This window comes from Chitinophaga niabensis, assembly GCF_039545795.1.
Taxonomy (GTDB): domain Bacteria; phylum Bacteroidota; class Bacteroidia; order Chitinophagales; family Chitinophagaceae; genus Chitinophaga; species Chitinophaga niabensis_B.
The window spans coordinates 279,011-294,906 of sequence record NZ_CP154260.1 but is presented as its reverse complement, the minus strand read 5'-3'; the positions used below and the strand labels follow the sequence as shown (position 1 = coordinate 294,906).

At 45.0% G+C, this 15,896-nt stretch carries 10 protein-coding genes; 1 reads left to right on the top strand and 9 read right to left on the bottom strand.

The window, feature by feature from the left end; genetic code table 11:
- Nucleotide 1: 1 nt before the first annotated feature.
- The 5 genes from AAHN97_RS01190 to AAHN97_RS01170 form a co-directional block, all read right to left on the bottom strand.
- Nucleotides 2–3,382 (bottom strand): SusC/RagA family TonB-linked outer membrane protein, encoded by a 3,381-nt coding sequence (locus tag AAHN97_RS01190; protein ID WP_343305755.1) that lies wholly within the window; start codon nucleotides 3,380–3,382, stop codon nucleotides 2–4.
- Between the two features lie 62 nt (nucleotides 3,383–3,444).
- Nucleotides 3,445–4,380: a FecR domain-containing protein gene (locus AAHN97_RS01185; RefSeq protein WP_343305754.1), complete on the bottom strand. Its 936-nt coding sequence runs from the start codon at nucleotides 4,378–4,380 to the stop codon at nucleotides 3,445–3,447.
- Between the two features lie 55 nt (nucleotides 4,381–4,435).
- Entirely contained in the window at nucleotides 4,436–4,972 is a 537-nt protein-coding gene (locus AAHN97_RS01180) for a sigma-70 family RNA polymerase sigma factor (protein ID WP_343305753.1), read from the bottom strand.
- A 196-nt stretch (nucleotides 4,973–5,168) separates the two neighbouring features.
- Nucleotides 5,169–5,588, bottom strand: a complete 420-nt coding sequence (gene yiaA / locus AAHN97_RS01175; protein WP_343305752.1) for an inner membrane protein YiaA — start codon at nucleotides 5,586–5,588, stop codon at nucleotides 5,169–5,171.
- A gap of 43 nt (nucleotides 5,589–5,631) precedes the next feature.
- Nucleotides 5,632–6,411: an NIPSNAP family protein gene (locus AAHN97_RS01170; protein ID WP_343305751.1), complete on the bottom strand. Its 780-nt coding sequence runs from the start codon at nucleotides 6,409–6,411 to the stop codon at nucleotides 5,632–5,634.
- 149 nt (nucleotides 6,412–6,560) lie between these two features.
- Between AAHN97_RS01170 and AAHN97_RS01165 the strand changes: the two genes are divergently transcribed.
- Nucleotides 6,561–7,673, top strand: coding sequence for a suppressor of fused domain protein (locus tag AAHN97_RS01165; RefSeq protein ID WP_343305750.1), 1,113 nt, complete (start codon nucleotides 6,561–6,563; stop codon nucleotides 7,671–7,673).
- A 40-nt stretch (nucleotides 7,674–7,713) separates the two neighbouring features.
- Here AAHN97_RS01165 and AAHN97_RS01160 read toward each other — a convergent pair whose 3' ends face one another.
- The 4 genes from AAHN97_RS01160 to AAHN97_RS01145 are packed head-to-tail and all read right to left on the bottom strand — an operon-like array spanning nucleotide 7,714 to nucleotide 15,858.
- Nucleotides 7,714–9,249 carry a DUF1565 domain-containing protein gene (locus tag AAHN97_RS01160; RefSeq protein ID WP_343305749.1) on the bottom strand — a complete coding sequence of 512 codons (1,536 nt, stop codon included), beginning with the start codon at nucleotides 9,247–9,249 and terminating at the stop codon, nucleotides 7,714–7,716.
- A 2-nt stretch (nucleotides 9,250–9,251) separates the two neighbouring features.
- Nucleotides 9,252–10,553 (bottom strand): IPT/TIG domain-containing protein, encoded by a 1,302-nt coding sequence (locus AAHN97_RS01155; RefSeq protein ID WP_343305748.1) that lies wholly within the window; start codon nucleotides 10,551–10,553, stop codon nucleotides 9,252–9,254.
- A 28-nt stretch (nucleotides 10,554–10,581) separates the two neighbouring features.
- Nucleotides 10,582–12,414, bottom strand: a complete 1,833-nt coding sequence (locus AAHN97_RS01150) for a RagB/SusD family nutrient uptake outer membrane protein (protein WP_343305747.1) — start codon at nucleotides 12,412–12,414, stop codon at nucleotides 10,582–10,584.
- A gap of 18 nt (nucleotides 12,415–12,432) precedes the next feature.
- Nucleotides 12,433–15,858, bottom strand: a complete 3,426-nt coding sequence (locus AAHN97_RS01145; protein WP_343305746.1) for a TonB-dependent receptor — start codon at nucleotides 15,856–15,858, stop codon at nucleotides 12,433–12,435.
- Nucleotides 15,859–15,896 lie beyond the last annotated feature (38 nt).

Below are 15,896 nucleotides of genomic sequence, written 5' to 3'. Positions count from 1 at the left end.
TTTAAAGGAAGTTTACACGAATTCCAAAATTGAAAGCGGAGAGCTGCGGATAGCGGTAACCTCTGCCTTCCGTTAATTCAGGGTCCCATATTTTCCATGGAGAGAAAGTGACCAGGTTAGTGGCCTGCAGGTATGCCCTTAAGTTCTTCACGCCGAAACGTTGCAGACTTTTTACGCCGAAGTTGTATCCGATCATCACTTCCTTGAGACGGATATAATCAGCTCTCTTTATCCACCAGGTGCTTTCATAATAGTTGGTGGTAATATCCTGGCGGGTAGACATGCGCGGGTAGAATGGACGGGGATTTGGATTATCCGGTGTCCATCTGTCAAGCGCCTGCGTGTACAGGTTACCAATGGTGGGGCCTTCATAGAATGGGTTGGTGCTATGCCCGGAAGCATACATGAAATCTACGAGTGCGGCACCCTGCCAGAACATGAAGAGGTCAAAACGTTTAACGCCAGCACTCAGGTTGAGACCATATAAGATACGTGGTACTTCTCCATAGCCGATCGCTTTTGTATCAAAGCTGTTGATCTGGCCATCGCCGTTGAGGTCCTGGTATTTGATATCTCCCGGGCGAATATCTCCTGCCTGTCTGGGGGACCGCAGGATCTCTGCCGAATCAGCAAACAGCCCGAGTGCCACATATCCGAAACGCTGACTGATGGGATGCCCTGTACGGTTCAGCCAGGGATACTGCCATGGTGGCAACCCGTCTGCTATCGCCAGGTTTTTGTTGACGTTGAAATTACCACGGAAATTGATCCGGTAATCTTTGTTGAATTCATGATTATATTCGAGTGTAAGATCTATTCCTTTATTGGAAGTAATACCTACGTTACCGTAAGGCAGGTTAGCTGCAGTATAACCGGAAGAATATGGCACATCCAGCTGGCGGGTAAGGATGCCGGTGCGGTGTTCTTTAAACAGGTCAACAATGAGTGATAACCTGTTCCGCAATACTTTTATTTCAATACCCAGGTTCTGACGTTTGCCTGTTTCCCAGCTTACATCAGATCCTGCCAGCCCTTCTTCATATCCATTATAAGATACCTGGCTGCCAGGTATGCCGAATGTAAATCCACCTGCTGTGTTGATCCTTGTCAGGAACAGGAAACGGTTACCGGTGTTACTGTTACCTGTTAATCCATATGTGTAACGGAATTTCAGGTAAGAGATGGTGTTTTTAAATGGTTCGAAAAATGCTTCGTTAGACGCTACCCAGCCTGCACCGAAAGAGGGGAAGAAACCGAAACGTTTTTTAGGCGTAAAGTTCTCCGCACCATTATACCCGAAGTTTCCTTCTATAAAGTAACGGTTGCTATAACCATAGGTAACCCTTCCGCTAAAACCCCTGATCCGGAAAGGGATAGATGCTACCAGGTCAGTAGCATCCCCGTTGATATAATCAGACTGGTTGAACAATGCTAATGCGGATACTTCATGTTTACCAAAATTATTGGCATAATTAAGTGCTGTTTCTGTATAGAAATTCCTGTTACCACCTCTTGAACCTTCATATCCCAACACGTTGGAACCTGGTTCCACGAGCATCATTTTGAGGGAAGAATCCGGGCTCCTGCCTTCTGCGAAATAGGTCTGTACATTTCTTTTCCTGTTCAGGTTATTCCAGCTATAGCTATCGAAGGCAAACATGGTAGTGAAGCTGAGCCCTTTCACCAGGAAATCCAGGTTCTGTTTTAAACGGATATTGGAACGAACGGTGTTACGGTACTCTGTTGCATAACCGCTTTGCGTCATATCACGATATGGACTGTAGAAACCACCGTTAGGTATCTTCGGCCATAAGCCATTTGAATACCGGGGAGGGATCATATGTGGCGGTACCTGTGCGGCAAGGTTGAAGAGGGTATTGGTGCCGATACCGGGATAGTTACTATTGATGATAAACCCGTTTACACCTAATTCGATTTTAGTAGTTTTAGTTACATTGACATCTACGTTTGTGGTGAAATTAAAACGGTCCAGTTTGATGGAAGAATTATAGGACTGGATCTTATCTCTTTTCAGCATGCCTGTTTCAGAGTAGTAACCTGCACCAATGTAATAAGTGGCAAATTCAGATCCGCCTCTTACGTTCAATAATGCTTTTCTGTTAGTGGCCCATTTGTTGAACAGTACATCAAACCAGTTCACGTTGGGATACAGATCGGGATCTTCTCCTGTTTCATGTTTCTTGATCCTTTCTTCTGTATACAATGGTGTGCGGCCCCGCATCTGCAGGCCTTCATTGTACATGCGCATAAATTCAGGAGCGTTCACAAACTTAGGTAATTGTGTGAAACGGGTGATGGCCTGGTTCAGTTCAACATTGATATTGGGCTTGCCTATCTTACCTGCTTTTGTATTAACGATAATTACACCGTTAGCACCACGGGTACCATATACGGCAGTAGCAGAAGCATCTTTGAGGATGGTGAATGTTTCAATATCCTCCGGATCGATATCTGTGATACTACGGCCGGGAACGCCATCCACAATAACCAGGGGGCCTTGCGGACTGGAACTGTAAGTGGAAATACCGCGGATATAAATATCTGCTCCGTCATATCCGGGCTCACCGCTTTTCTGTACGGAAACTATTCCGGCAAGGCGGCCTCCGAGTGCGTTAGTTAAACTACGGGCAGGTAATTTCAGTTCAGAAGGCCTGATGGTGGACTGTGCACCTACCAGGCTTACTTTCTTTTGTATACCAAAACCTACTACCACTACTTCATTCAAACCACCTTCTTTAGGTTCCAGTATTACATTCAGGTCCATCCGGTTCCGCACACTGATACGCTGGGATTCATAACCAATAAATGAAAACTCAAGCGTATCTGTGGGCTCTACATCAATACTGTAGAAGCCCTCCGCGTTAGTGGTAGTTCCCGTCTGGGTGCCGGGTACCCTGATACTCACGCCGATAATGATACCGCCTATCTTATCCCTGACGGTACCAGATACCTTCATTTTAACCAATTCATTCTTTATTACTTCTACTGTTGGTTTTTTTTCGGTATCCGGTGCTATGATATATTGCTGATCACTGATCTTGTTCACAACGAGGTGATAAGGTTTGAGGGCAACCTGGATAGATGCAATGACCTTTTCATTATCCTCCTGCAATACCTGCTCGGGTAATAACACATCTTTAGTGTATTTCTCATTGTGTACGATCCTCAGTTTGTATTTGCGATATACTGTTTCCAGTACGCTCTTTAGCGGGATCATCCGCCCTGTTTTGCGGGTGTCCTGGAACACCCCAGGCACTGTACTGGCAAATGATTGCTGGGCCTGCAGATCGGCAATGGCTACCTGCATGAATAGGCACAGGCCGGCCACTCTCAGGCATAGCCTTAGAGATCCAAATTTCATAACGTTTAAATTTTGGTTAGGTTTGAGGAACTATAAAGAAATGAATTCCGGTTTTCGTTCGGTTACTTTGGTTGAATAGTTAATATATCTCCCTTCCTTATAATACTGGCATTTAACATAGCTGACAGTATCTTTACTAAAGAGGCTTCATCTGCGATCTTCATATATCCGCTGATAGCGCTTCCTTCAAATGCGGAAGGAGTTATCACGGTTACTTCTAGTCCATAATTGCTATTAATCATGTCTTTTAACTCATCAATGGTTGTATTGTCAAACTGATAGTCTCCATCTTTCCAGGCGCCATATATTTGTGCGTTCACTTTATCTTTCTGTAAACCGGCTGTAGTTATCTGTACCCTTTCATTAGGCAGCACCAGCATTTCCTGGCCTTGCGCGGTTGTTTTCACTTTACCGCTGTTTACGATAATGGCTTTTTCATGTATGGTAAAGGAAGTACCGAGTACGGCAATTTCCATATTGGCGGCATGTATATTAAAAGGCGTTTCTTCTTTTGCCACATCAAAGAATGCAGTACCTGTTACCCAGATATCCCTGTCTCCTTTACCGAAAGAGGAACGATAAGATAAAGTTCCCCCGGCTTTCAGCCATACTTTGGTACCATCAGGCAAAATCTTTGATTGCAGGGTAGTTGTTTGCACCAGCTGCATTTCAGGCGTAGCAGGGCGGCCGGAATTAAAATAAGTGATAAGCCCACCAGCCAGGATCAATACGGCAACCATGGCTGCGTATTTGAGCCATTTCATCCGTTTTACCCTGGTGCGCTCTTTCAGTTGGCGTGTTACATCTTCCCAAGCGGCTGCAGGATCAATATTCAATGTATCTGCCTTTTGCTGATCAAGGATGTCCTTGACCCTGAAATAGAGTTCCCTGTTTTCTTCGGAAGCTGATAACCAGGTTTCAACCAGGGTCATTTCTTCCGGTGTGGCATTGCCATCAATTACATTTACCAGGAGGTTATAATCTATTTCTTGCATCATTTCAATATATAGACGATCAGTGATTGTTTTCTACGTACGGGAATTCAAAAAAAATTTAAAACAGGATACTAAGCAGGTAATTGAGCTTTTTGATCATACTGCGGAGTTGCTTGATACCTTTATATAACTGTGTTTCCACAGTACGGGAGGAGATTCCCATGGCATCGGAGATTTCAATTGTCTTGAGCCCTTCCTGGTAGCGGAGTTTAACGATTTCCCGGCATTTAGGGGGTAATTGTTCTATGGCATTCCAAACATTACTTTCTTCTTCCAACAGGCTTTTATTGCCGGTATCAGGGTGGAAGTACGTTAACTCGTCCTGGAGTATCCTGGCCTCATTCACATATCTGCGGTGAACTTCCTGGTGTTTGAAATAGTCCTGGCATTTATTATGGACACTACGGAACAGGTAGCTGCGGGCGTTCTCCGGTATCTTATCATACGTTTGGATAAATACATCCTGCACAAGGTCTTCTGCGGTTTGCAGCTCTACAAACTTACAGGCATACCCTACCAGCGCTACATAATATTTATGAAATATCTGCGCTGTGTCCAGGGGGTCCATGTCTTCACGCTGCGGGTCCTGCTGCATATGTGGATCTTGGTTTAATAGGCTTCTAATGAGTAGTCTGAAAACGTGGCGCCAATCTATTATTGTTCACTGTATTATTACAGGTAAAACTATCCATTTACCCAAATAATGCTATACGTATTTTACCCCAAAGTAATATAATATTAACAAAAAAAGACTGTCCGGGAACAGTCTTTTTTGTCTTTTTACAGGAATATTATTTTTCTTCTTTGATGTTTTCGGGTTCTTTTCCGGCAGCCTGCGCATCGCGGGTATTCTTTTGTACGGCAATGGCACCAAAAACGCTCAGCAGGAAGGCAAATGCATAAAATCCTTTTTCACTGGGCAGCAGGGTAGCGTTCCATAAACCTACGACCAGCAGGATCAGCGTCAGTAACATAGAGGTCCAGCTGATACCATAATAGATATCTGTTACGGGGATCCCTTCCAGCCTGTCCCGCACACATTTCTGTACTGAAACAGCTGCAAAGAGGCCATACATCAGGATGGTGAAGTAATACCCTTTTTCATTCAACTGCATAGTGGCATTCCATAACCCGATAATAAAGCCCAGCATGCCTGTAAATAAAGCAACCCAGGAAGCTGCAACAAACGCAATAGACGGTTTTTGTTTCATGGTAATAGTATAAACAGGTTAAAATGAATGGGCAAAATAAGCATTACAGGTCAGAATACTCCGTTGGACGCAGAAAGAATTGTTCGTTCTTAGATACGTTATTCTTATAGGATTCAATGGCGGAGAGGGTTTTCCAATCGGGGTCAGCTGAAAACGCTTTCCAATGGGCATCCCTGTCTGCCTTATCTTTAAAGGTGGTCATGTACATGAGATTGGGCATTTTGCTGCCTGCCAGTACTTCCCCGCAAAATACGGTGTTGAAGTTGAGCTTACGGAAAATGCCGAACTCGTTTCCTTCATTGAACATTTTTATTTTATTCACCGCATATTTCTCCGTAGGGCTTTCATAGCTGCGCAATTCATATACACGTTCGCTTTTAGGGCCTGTTACTGTTGAGGGAGTCAGTACCGGCATATCTTTAAACGCCTTCAGCAGGATGTCTTCTATACGTGCATAAGGCTTATTGTTATAGGCTGCATCCAGGTAATCCTTTCCGGCACTGGCATGGGCAGCGTCTTTTTCCAGCAGGGCTGGCAACTCCTCAAACCGGGTCAGCGTTTTAAAGGGTATCAGTACATAGATCCGCAGATCGGCCGTGTCCTGTGTAATGGGTTTAAACACACCTACCTGTTTAATACCTGCGCGGTGCAATGCAGGCAGGAAAGCCTGGCTGAGGTAGTTTTCTACCACTTGTACCTGTGCATCTGTTTTGAGATGGTAGATCCTGATCTGATAATACTCCCTTGCCGGCGGCTTTTCTCCTGCAAATACGGATAAACTGCAAAGGAGCAACAGCAGAAAAGATAAGGTGGAATTTTTCATGTAGTTCTGATTATTTAGGCACAAAATATAAAAAAATAGTAGGGAATGCTATCTGCCTGGTAAAGGGTATATTGCTTTGCTTAACGCTAAATTATTAAACATATAAATGTTTTTTTGGTAGTTTAGGCGCCAGAAACAGACCATTATTTATGTCGAATGCACCTGTAGTTTTATTAGAGCAACCCAATAACCGCGGCACGATCACGGCTGTGGTGGAGCAAGATGACCGAACAGCTTATTTTTATCTTTACCCGTCTGATGCATTAGGTGGCCGTTATAATATGCGCCCATGCTGGCTTCGTAATTTAATACCTGCGCCTGCTTCAAAAGATGTACAGGGCATGCAGCAAGGTATGGCCCCTTTACTGGAAGCGCGTTTTTGCAACCATCCGGAAGGGAAAGCACCACTTGATCCGGAAGAACTGGCCATTATGTGGACGGAAGAAGATGATGGAGCGGCTGTTTTCTACCAGGGCCAGCCCCTGGGTGTTATTCCCGGCTGGAGTTTATCCTCAGACCGCCCGGTGGGTTATGCCGTAGACTGCATAGGTTCTGAGGATGAAAGCATTTTATTCCCCCTCGGCAATCCGGAATCGAATGTATTACATCAACGGATAGCACGCAGTGCAGCTTTCTGGGAGAAGTGGGGAGATGAAGAGAATAATCCCTGGATGCCCATACAACAGGAATTTCTGAATGCTTATGAAGAGCAGTTCGATAAGATGTTGCAGTACTATGCGATCGATGAACAGAAATGGCCGCCCATGGCATTGGTCCGGTTTGAAAAAGATAACATCGTTTATTTTATATCTATAGGTATTAGTATCCGCCCTATGCCCTGGGTAGAATTATTGTATAACGACAAATCACCGGGATTCAGAAGAATGGAACTGGGCATAGCGGTTGACAAAAATGAATTCACGGAAGCAGAGATCATGGCTATGGCACAAGGGCTTTCCGGTATTGCGGATAGTCCCTGGCGGAATCTCAGCTGGTTTGGGGAAGGTCATACGATCAGTTCCCAGGTGGTACCTGCTTCTTTCGAGAGCTTCATCCTTTCTTCAGCATTATATAATGGGCCAACTATTAACCTGCCGGAAATGGAAGGAGATAAAGTGAATTTATACTGGGCCAGCCCTATTACAAAAGCAGAGCGCGAGTTTGCACACAGTAAAGCAAATGGGGGTTATGATCTTTTGGAGAAGATGATCCAAAGCGGGATCACACATGTGGTGAAAAAGCGGAAAGGTATTATATCCTAAAAATATTAAAGGGCAACCATGATGGTTGCCCTTTGCTTTTCTATTGATGTGCTCCGATACTAATTTTGCCATTCACCATCCTTGGGTTGCCTTCTATATCCAATGTTCCCTGCTTCTCTGCGGAGATCACAAACCCGGCGTTCTTTGCAGGGGATGTGGTCTGTATCCGCAGATCAGGCAGTGAGAGGTCAGTGATCAGGGGATCTGAACCATATATTGAGTTAGCATCTACATTTGTGGCTGCTTTCCATGCAGTAAAATCCGTGTAAGGTGTACCGTTAGTGTTATTCCAGATCCAACCGGGTGTGCTGGTGGTAAAGTACAGGTTATTATCAATGACGTTACCGCTTCCGGTGTTGGTGTATTTGTGCACGAACAGATCAGCCGGCCCTCCATATACAAGATTATTGCGGATCACATTATCAAAGCAATTTTCTGTGAGCCGCAGTTCTCCTTCTATTTCATCAAATGCCCCTAATACCCTGTTGTTCTTATACAGTGTGTTATTCACTACATAACAATTACGGGTGCCGCCGCCGGTATATCCCAGGTAACCTCCCAGGTATATTCCTACCCTGAAATTATTATACACAAAGTTGTTGCGGACAATGCAATCGCTGGTAGGGAAAGCATCATTCTCACTAACGATACCGATACCCCGGTCTGTATCATGCACCTTATTCCTTTCTACAATAATATTACGTGCTCCATCAATATAGATACCAATAGCACCGTAACTGTGAATACCGCCAATGGGGCCTGTTCTCATATTGATATTGTATAAATGGTTTTCGGTGATGAGGCCGTTGCGGGCATAATTGTAGGCTGGAACTGTGTTTGCAGCATATCCACCGGCAGCATCGATGCCAATGTTCTCTGCATTGTAAATGGTATTCTTCCTGATCACAAAACCATCCACGTACCCATTGATGGTCAGATTCTCGCTGTAGCCGGTATTGCAGTCATGGATCTCATTCTCTTCTACAAGAATGTTCTTCATGGGCGTAGCCGTATTACCGATGATCTCAATGGCGTGGCCGCTCCTCCCATCTTCCGGATTAACGTTGTGTTCTATGTTATAGATCTTGTTCTTCCGGATAATGATATTGCTTGATCCCTGGTCTGCCACAATGCCGTTGATATTCACCCAAGGTGTACTGCTTTTGTAGTTGCACACCTCAAATCCTTCAAACACAACGTAACTGGCATTGCGGATAAAGACCAATGCTTCTTTTCCGGTGATGGAAAGGCCAGTACCATCAATGATCGCTCTTTCTCCCGGAAAGGCTTTTAAGGTGATCAGCTTTTCAAGTCTGCCGGATCTAGGGAACACTACTTTCTCGTAATAGGTACCTCCTTTCACGATAACGGTATCTCCAGGAGTTACTTTTCCAAGCGCGGTATTGATGCTGCGCAGAGGAGCAGCAGTAGTGCCCGCATTGGCATCATTCCCTGTGATGGCAACATAGAAAGTATTCTGGCGCGGAGGTTCCTGTGTGCCGGCAGGATTGTTCTTTTTGCTGCAGGCAGAAGTCGTAACTCCCGCCAGTAGTATGATTGTTAGTAATACTCGCATGGCTATTCTGAAACTATTTTTCTAACCCTGTTATTGTTTTTGTCCAGTACATACACAGTACCGTTCTTATCAATGGCAACTCCGCCTGGTGCGCTGAATGCAGCAGATTCTCCAATGGCATCCGAATAACCGGCTGAACCACTTCCTGCATAGGTTGACACCATCCAGGTATTGGCCGCAATGAAACGGATACTTTGATCAGGGCTGTTCACATCTCCACCACCGGTACCATTTCCTGCCACGAAAATGTTGCCGGCTGCATCTACTTCCAGGCCCCAGGGGTTGGAGAACTTAGCAGTAGGTCCCGTACCATTCTGGTAACCGGCCACTCCTTTCTGCCCTGCAATGATGGTGGGTGCCCAGGTTCCTTTGGTGAATTTTGTAATGGTATGATCGCCGTTGCCTGACAAATACAGGTTACCCTCTTTATCAAAATCAAAACCAGCAGGCCAAAAAAGATCACCGATTATCTTTTCTCCTGTGTTTTGTGCTGTTATTTTATAAATGGCACCCGGATTACCACAATTAGCGTAATAAGGCAGGTTAGTAGACCTGTCTACTGCAACTGACCAGGGCTCTGCTGCAGCCCAGCACCAGGTGGTAGCTGTACCGTCCGGTGTGATCTTTCGGATATCCCAGTTGATAGGATCTACACAGAATACATTACCATCCTTATCTACCGCCACATCATAGGGATAGATGAATTTGGCTTCTATACCTTTACCATCTGCATAACCGCTGCTGTTGGGGTTACCGCAGAACAGGGTTACTTTTCCGGTGCTGTCTATTTTGCGGATGCAGTGATTACCGGGATCGGCTACATATACATTCAGGTCGTTATCTACTGTGATACCCTGACTTCTGTACCAGGGTTCTCCTTTGAAATTAAACTGTACTTCATCTCCTTTACCATTGGCATAACCTGCTACACCATTGCCTGCGAGTGTGCTCACTGTTCTGGTGAATACATAGTTGAAATCCACAGTGCTGGACACTATGTCTTTCCCGATCTTCACCGTCACCTTTCCTGATCCGCATTTTTTTGGTACTACGGCCATGATCTGTTTGGTATTGGCCCCCACGATGGCGAGTTTGTTCCCGTTGATGGTAATCTCCAGTTGGGAAGTATCACCAGTGAAATTCACACCGCTGATGAGGATGGATGTTCCGCCACCGCCTTGCAGTGGCACGAAACTTTCTACCGACATGGGTGCGCCATCCACATGAACATTTTTATCGTCCTTTTTACAACCTGTTATGAAAGCGGCTGTGAATATGATAGATCTTATTAAAGGCTTGATCATTTCCAAAAATTAAATTGTCAATAATTGATTACCATCCCGGATTCTGCACCAATGCCCTGTCTCTTTCAATATCCCCCAGGCTGATGGGGAAGAGATACATTTTATTATCCCAGAACCTTTGCTGGAAAAGTTTGCGATTATAGAAACCCGTGAAAGAGAAACCCATACCGTTATCATTGGCATTTACGTCCAACCCGTAGATGGCGGTGTATTTAGGCTGACCGAGTAATAACCTGCGTACCAGTGTGGAGTAGCGATCACTTTCAAAACAAAGTTCCACCTGGCGTTCTCTTAAAATATGCTCCCGCATTTTGGTGGTGTTCCCAACAGCGTCAGGGTAAACGGTTTCAATTCCCGGAATACCTGCGCGTGTTCTGATCATGTTCAGGTACTTTACAATATCTGCATTGTTAGGATCGTATTCATTCAATGCCTCTACATAGTCCAGCAGGATCTCTGCATAGCGGATGAGGATGTATGGGCCATGGAAGGATACATTATCCTGGCGGATATTACTATTTGGACTGATCCTTTTTAATGGCAAATAACCGGTGATGTTATTGCTGCCTGAAGATTTCTGGCCGGATTTTCCGTTGTAATAGAATTCTACGCGGCCGGTACCATCTATATTATTGTCTGAAGAAAAATAATTCTTATCATCTACGGTTTGCGCCGGCACTACTGGCCTGGCGTTGTACATGATATTAGCATAGAACCTTGGTTCACGGTTGGCGTACATGTTCCACTCTCCTTTTCTATGACCACCCCAGCTGGCGGTACTGTTGGCAGGAGCAAAACCTGTTTCAACATAATTGGAAGCAGGGTCATTGATGGTGCGGCCATTGATCATGGAAAATGCATCTACCAGGTTCTGTGTAGCATTGTACATATTGTAAGCGCCCGGGCCGGGAGAGGCACATTTCGTCCAACCCCAGCGGCTCCAGCCTACGTTCGCAAAAATGATCTCATCGTTCCAGTTGGTTAAGTGTACATCTCTTACGGATTCGTATGGGTTGAAGGTGGTTCCGCCATTATCCAGGTTGGTGAATAATTTATACTGTGCGGAGTCGATCAGTCTTTTTGCGGCGTCTGCTGCTATTTTCCATTTGTTCACATCTGCTGTGGCAGGCGCCAGGGCAGTACCGTCCTGATTTTTGAAATTAGCGAAAGCAGGATTGCCATTCCAGAGAGGGCTGGCTGCCAGTACTGCGGTTTTTACTTTTATAGCCATGCAGGAACCCTTGGTGGGTCTGCCCAGGTTGCTGGAACTGGACCAGGCTGATGGAAGTCCTTGCATAGCCTGATCCATCAATTGATTGATATAGGTTACACAGGTATCGAAAGGTGCGCGGGGGAATTTATTAAAGTCTGCATCCTGTTCAATGAGGCCTGTCACTTTTACATAAGGGCCATATTGTTTGAGCAGCATCCAGTAAAAATAGCCACGCAGGAAAAGGTTCTCTGCTTTGTATTGTGCTTTCAGGTCACTACTAAGTTGCACAGCAGGTACTTTATCGATATTCTGTTCAAAGATGAAAGACTTCCGTAGCGCGGAGTAGTATGCGCCCCAGTTGTAAAAATAACCACTGGAAACACTCCAGTTGCCGCTTACCATTTGCCTTACATTCACGGTGGAGATAGATACGGAACTTTCGTCCGATGCGCCTATGGTGGCATAGTCCCCTCCATCCATGTAATTATATACTGTGAAATAAATATTATTCAGATAAGCTTCTGCATTTGCTCTTGTTTTCCAGATCTGATCTTCTGTGAGAAGGTTATCTGGTTTTTTATCCAGGTATTTACTACAGGAGAGCAATATGCCGGCACAAAACAGTAACAGGTATTTATGCTTATTCATATGATGATCTTTATCTTATTAGAAATTAGCTCTTAGTCCCAGGGTAGCTGTTTTTGCAAACGGATAGTTTGCACCATTGCTGCCTAACTCAGGATCCCATAATTTAAACTTCGAGAAAGTGAGCAGATTGGTACCTGCCACATATACCAGTAGGCTACTGATCCCTTTTTTCCGCATGGCTGGTGTAATAATATTGTAGCTGAGCGTGGCTTGTTTCAATCGCATGAAGCTGCCATCTTTTAACCAGCGAGTGCTGTGCTGGTAGTTATTATCACTGGAATTGGTGATGGTCAGGCGAGGGTAGTAAGCATCCTGGCGGGGATTATCTTTCGTCCAGCGGTCAGATGCAATGCTGAGTATATTCGCGGGATACTGGCCAATACCTGTAAAGGGTACAACGCCCACTCCATTAGCCGAACCATCGTTCAGTGTATGCAGAGATCCGTTTGCCATGATCCATACATCTTCTATGCCCGCGAAGATGGCAGACAGCTCAAATCTCTTTATTCCCAGGTTAAAGCCCATTCCATAAGACCAGGTAGGGAAAGAATTTTTGCCCAGGTAGGTTTGGTCATTACTGTTGATCTCACCATCTCCGTTCAGATCTTTGTATTTGATATCGCCAGGAAACATAGGCCTCAACTGTCTGGGGCTTTTATCTACATCATTCTGATCTACGAATAATCCAAGATCCTCATAACCAATATATTCAAACTGAGAATGGCCTTCCCGTTGCTGATAGGCGTACAGCATTTTAGGATTATCAGCAAAAAGCACTTTGTTCCGGGCATAAGTAATGTTTCCAAACAAGCGAAGGCTAACATCATTACTGATCTTGTCAATATATTCCAGGCTGGCATCAAAACCTTTGTTCTCCATTTCTCCCATATTGGCAAAGATCTTTTGGCCACCGTAACCACCAATGGAAGAGATAGATCCTCGTTCAATAAGAATATTCTTCCTGCTATCTTTAAATACATCAAAATTCAGGGTTAGTTTATTCCAGAGGCTGAGATCCAATCCGATATTGGATTTGGTAGCTGTTTCCCATGTGAGATTTTCTGTACCGATCACATTCGCAGCAATTCCATTGTAGCTTCTGGGGGAAGAACCGAATTGAAAACCGTTAGCTCCATCCACATAAGTGAGATATCCAAAGCGGTCACCGTAAATGGCATCATTACCTGTGGTACCAATGGAAGCTCTCAATTTCAAGAGGGTAAGCGTATTTGAAATGCCCTCCATGAAATTCTCTTTGGAAATTACCCAGCCTGCAGCCACAGCTGGAAACGTGCCCCACCTTTTTCCTTTCTCAAAATTCTCTGATCCGGTAGCGCCTATATTTACTTCCGCCAGGTATTTATCCATGTAACCATATGTTACCCTGGCAGCGGCACTTTGATTGCGGAAAGGGATGGCATTTTTCAGGGTGCCTGAGTTCCCCCATTGCCTGTTCCGCATGGTACCTACTACCAATGCACCAATATTATGTTTACCAAAAGTGCGGTCGTAGGTAACATTTCCTTCCAGGTACATGACTCTTTCTCCCTGTGAACTGGAGCTATAACCCAGGAAAGAAGAACCTGTTCTTACCTGTTCAAAGATCAGTTTACCATCTGAGCCGCGGGAGCCTGCATACCAGAGATCGTTATCTCCTGTTCTGCTGGTATTGAATTCTCCATAAGTATCAAAAGAAAAACGGCCGGTAGCTTTCAGGCCTTTTGTAATTCCATCCAGGTTCTGTACGAGCGACAGAACGGATTGAACGGATGGTTTGAACTCTGTGCTGTAGCCCCTGTTCTGTACAAGATTGAAAGGATTGGCGCCTCCGTTGTTACGGGGGCCAGCCCACATATTATCCGGGTATTGCACCGGAAATGCGATTGGATTCGTGGAATATGAATTGTACCAGATAACATTTGCAGGGGAACCGGGATACCGGCTATTTACCAGCATAGCTGCAAGGTTCAGCGATAAGGTGGTTGTTTTGGTAACGTTCAGATCTATATTACTTCTGAAATCGTAACGTTTAAAATTAAGGTTGGGATTATAATCGTTGATCTTTGAAACATTGTATTGCCCATCCTGGTTGTAAAAACTCATGGACACATAGTAACGCATGGATTCACCACCACCGCTTACATTTACGTTGGCATTGGTCATGGAGGCCCAGTCTTTATAGATACGGTCTATCCAATTCACATTGGGATATAAGTAAGGATCAAGCCCACTGGCTGTTTTAGCGATCTGTTCATCAGAATAAACGGGTGTTTCACCTGCATTTTCACGGGCTTCGTTATACAGTTTCATGTAAGTAACACCATCCAGCATTTTGGGCATACGTGTTAAACCATTGAAACCACTTTCTACTTTGGCTGCCACTTTCGGTTTCCCGGCTACCCCTCTTTTAGTGGTGATGATCAGTACACCGTTTGCCCCTTTCGCTCCATATACTGCTGTGGCAGAAGCATCCTTTAACAGGGTAATACTTTGTACATCTTCCGGATCAATATTGTTGAATGCACCTCCATAAGTACTATTCACATCTTCTCTCTGCACGCCATCTACAATAATTAATGGAGAAGTGCTTCCGGTAAAAGTACCAATACCACGAATGGTGAACTGCGGGTTATCATATCCCGGTTCGCCACCACCACTCTGCATGGAGATCACACCCGCCACTTTACCAGCCAGTGCATTTGTGAGAGAGCGCACAGGGGTTTGCATATCCGCCATATTCACAGAGGATACAGAGCCGGTAACCGTTACTTTCTTTTGCTGACCAAAACCCACAACAACGAGTTCGTTGAGGTTATCTACTTTGGGAAGCAGTGTTACCTTCAGCGTTTTCTGACCGGTTATCTTTAACTCTTCCGGTTTCATGCCCAGCATAGCTACTCTCAATACTTCATTAGGAGCAGCATCGATGGTAAAGATCCCCAGGGCATCTGACACTACGCCTCTGTTAGTGCCAGGCACAGAAACAGTAGCGCCAGGAATAGGATTCCCTTCAGGGTCCATTACCTGGCCTTTTACTGTTTGCGTTTTCTTTTCCTCCTGGGCTAAGTTGGGTTTGGCGGGCGTGGCTTCCGGCGCCTTCCTGTCCAGCACAATACGGTTGCTGCGTAATTCGTAAATGATGCCTTTGTTCTTCAATACAAAGTCCAGCACTTCCTGCAAGGCAGTGTTCCTGAAATTGAGGTTCAGTTTCTCACCATCGTCCAACAATTGATTGTTGTACACCAGCGTAAAGCCCGTCTGTTTTTTAATAGCCCTGAAAACCTGTAACAGGGACATGTTGTTGCCGGAAACGGTAACCGGGGATTGAAGCGACTTTACCTGTGCTTCTGCAACATGGAATACGGAAAAAAGGATGCAGCTAAGCACAAGGGTTTGCAATGCCCTTCGCGTAGCCTGCCGGCAATCGCGCATACATTTTCTCATGTGGAAAAAATCGTTTAATTAGTTTATACGATGGTGTC

What these genes read in the sequence shown, in the direction of transcription:
- AAHN97_RS01190 (WP_343305755.1), bottom strand. Translation starts at nt 3,382, where the DNA reads ATGAAATTTGGATCTCTAAGGCTATGCCTGAGAGTGGCCGGCCTGTGC.
- AAHN97_RS01185 (WP_343305754.1), bottom strand. Translation starts at nt 4,380, where the DNA reads ATGATGCAAGAAATAGATTATAACCTCCTGGTAAATGTAATTGATGGC.
- AAHN97_RS01180 (WP_343305753.1), bottom strand. Translation starts at nt 4,972, where the DNA reads ATGCAGCAGGACCCGCAGCGTGAAGACATGGACCCCCTGGACACAGCG.
- yiaA (WP_343305752.1), bottom strand. Translation starts at nt 5,588, where the DNA reads ATGAAACAAAAACCGTCTATTGCGTTTGTTGCAGCTTCCTGGGTTGCT.
- AAHN97_RS01170 (WP_343305751.1), bottom strand. Translation starts at nt 6,411, where the DNA reads ATGAAAAATTCCACCTTATCTTTTCTGCTGTTGCTCCTTTGCAGTTTA.
- AAHN97_RS01165 (WP_343305750.1), top strand. Translation starts at nt 6,561, where the DNA reads ATGTCGAATGCACCTGTAGTTTTATTAGAGCAACCCAATAACCGCGGC.
- AAHN97_RS01160 (WP_343305749.1), bottom strand. Translation starts at nt 9,249, where the DNA reads ATGCGAGTATTACTAACAATCATACTACTGGCGGGAGTTACGACTTCT.
- AAHN97_RS01155 (WP_343305748.1), bottom strand. Translation starts at nt 10,553, where the DNA reads ATGATCAAGCCTTTAATAAGATCTATCATATTCACAGCCGCTTTCATA.
- AAHN97_RS01150 (WP_343305747.1), bottom strand. Translation starts at nt 12,414, where the DNA reads ATGAATAAGCATAAATACCTGTTACTGTTTTGTGCCGGCATATTGCTC.
- AAHN97_RS01145 (WP_343305746.1), bottom strand. Translation starts at nt 15,858, where the DNA reads ATGAGAAAATGTATGCGCGATTGCCGGCAGGCTACGCGAAGGGCATTG.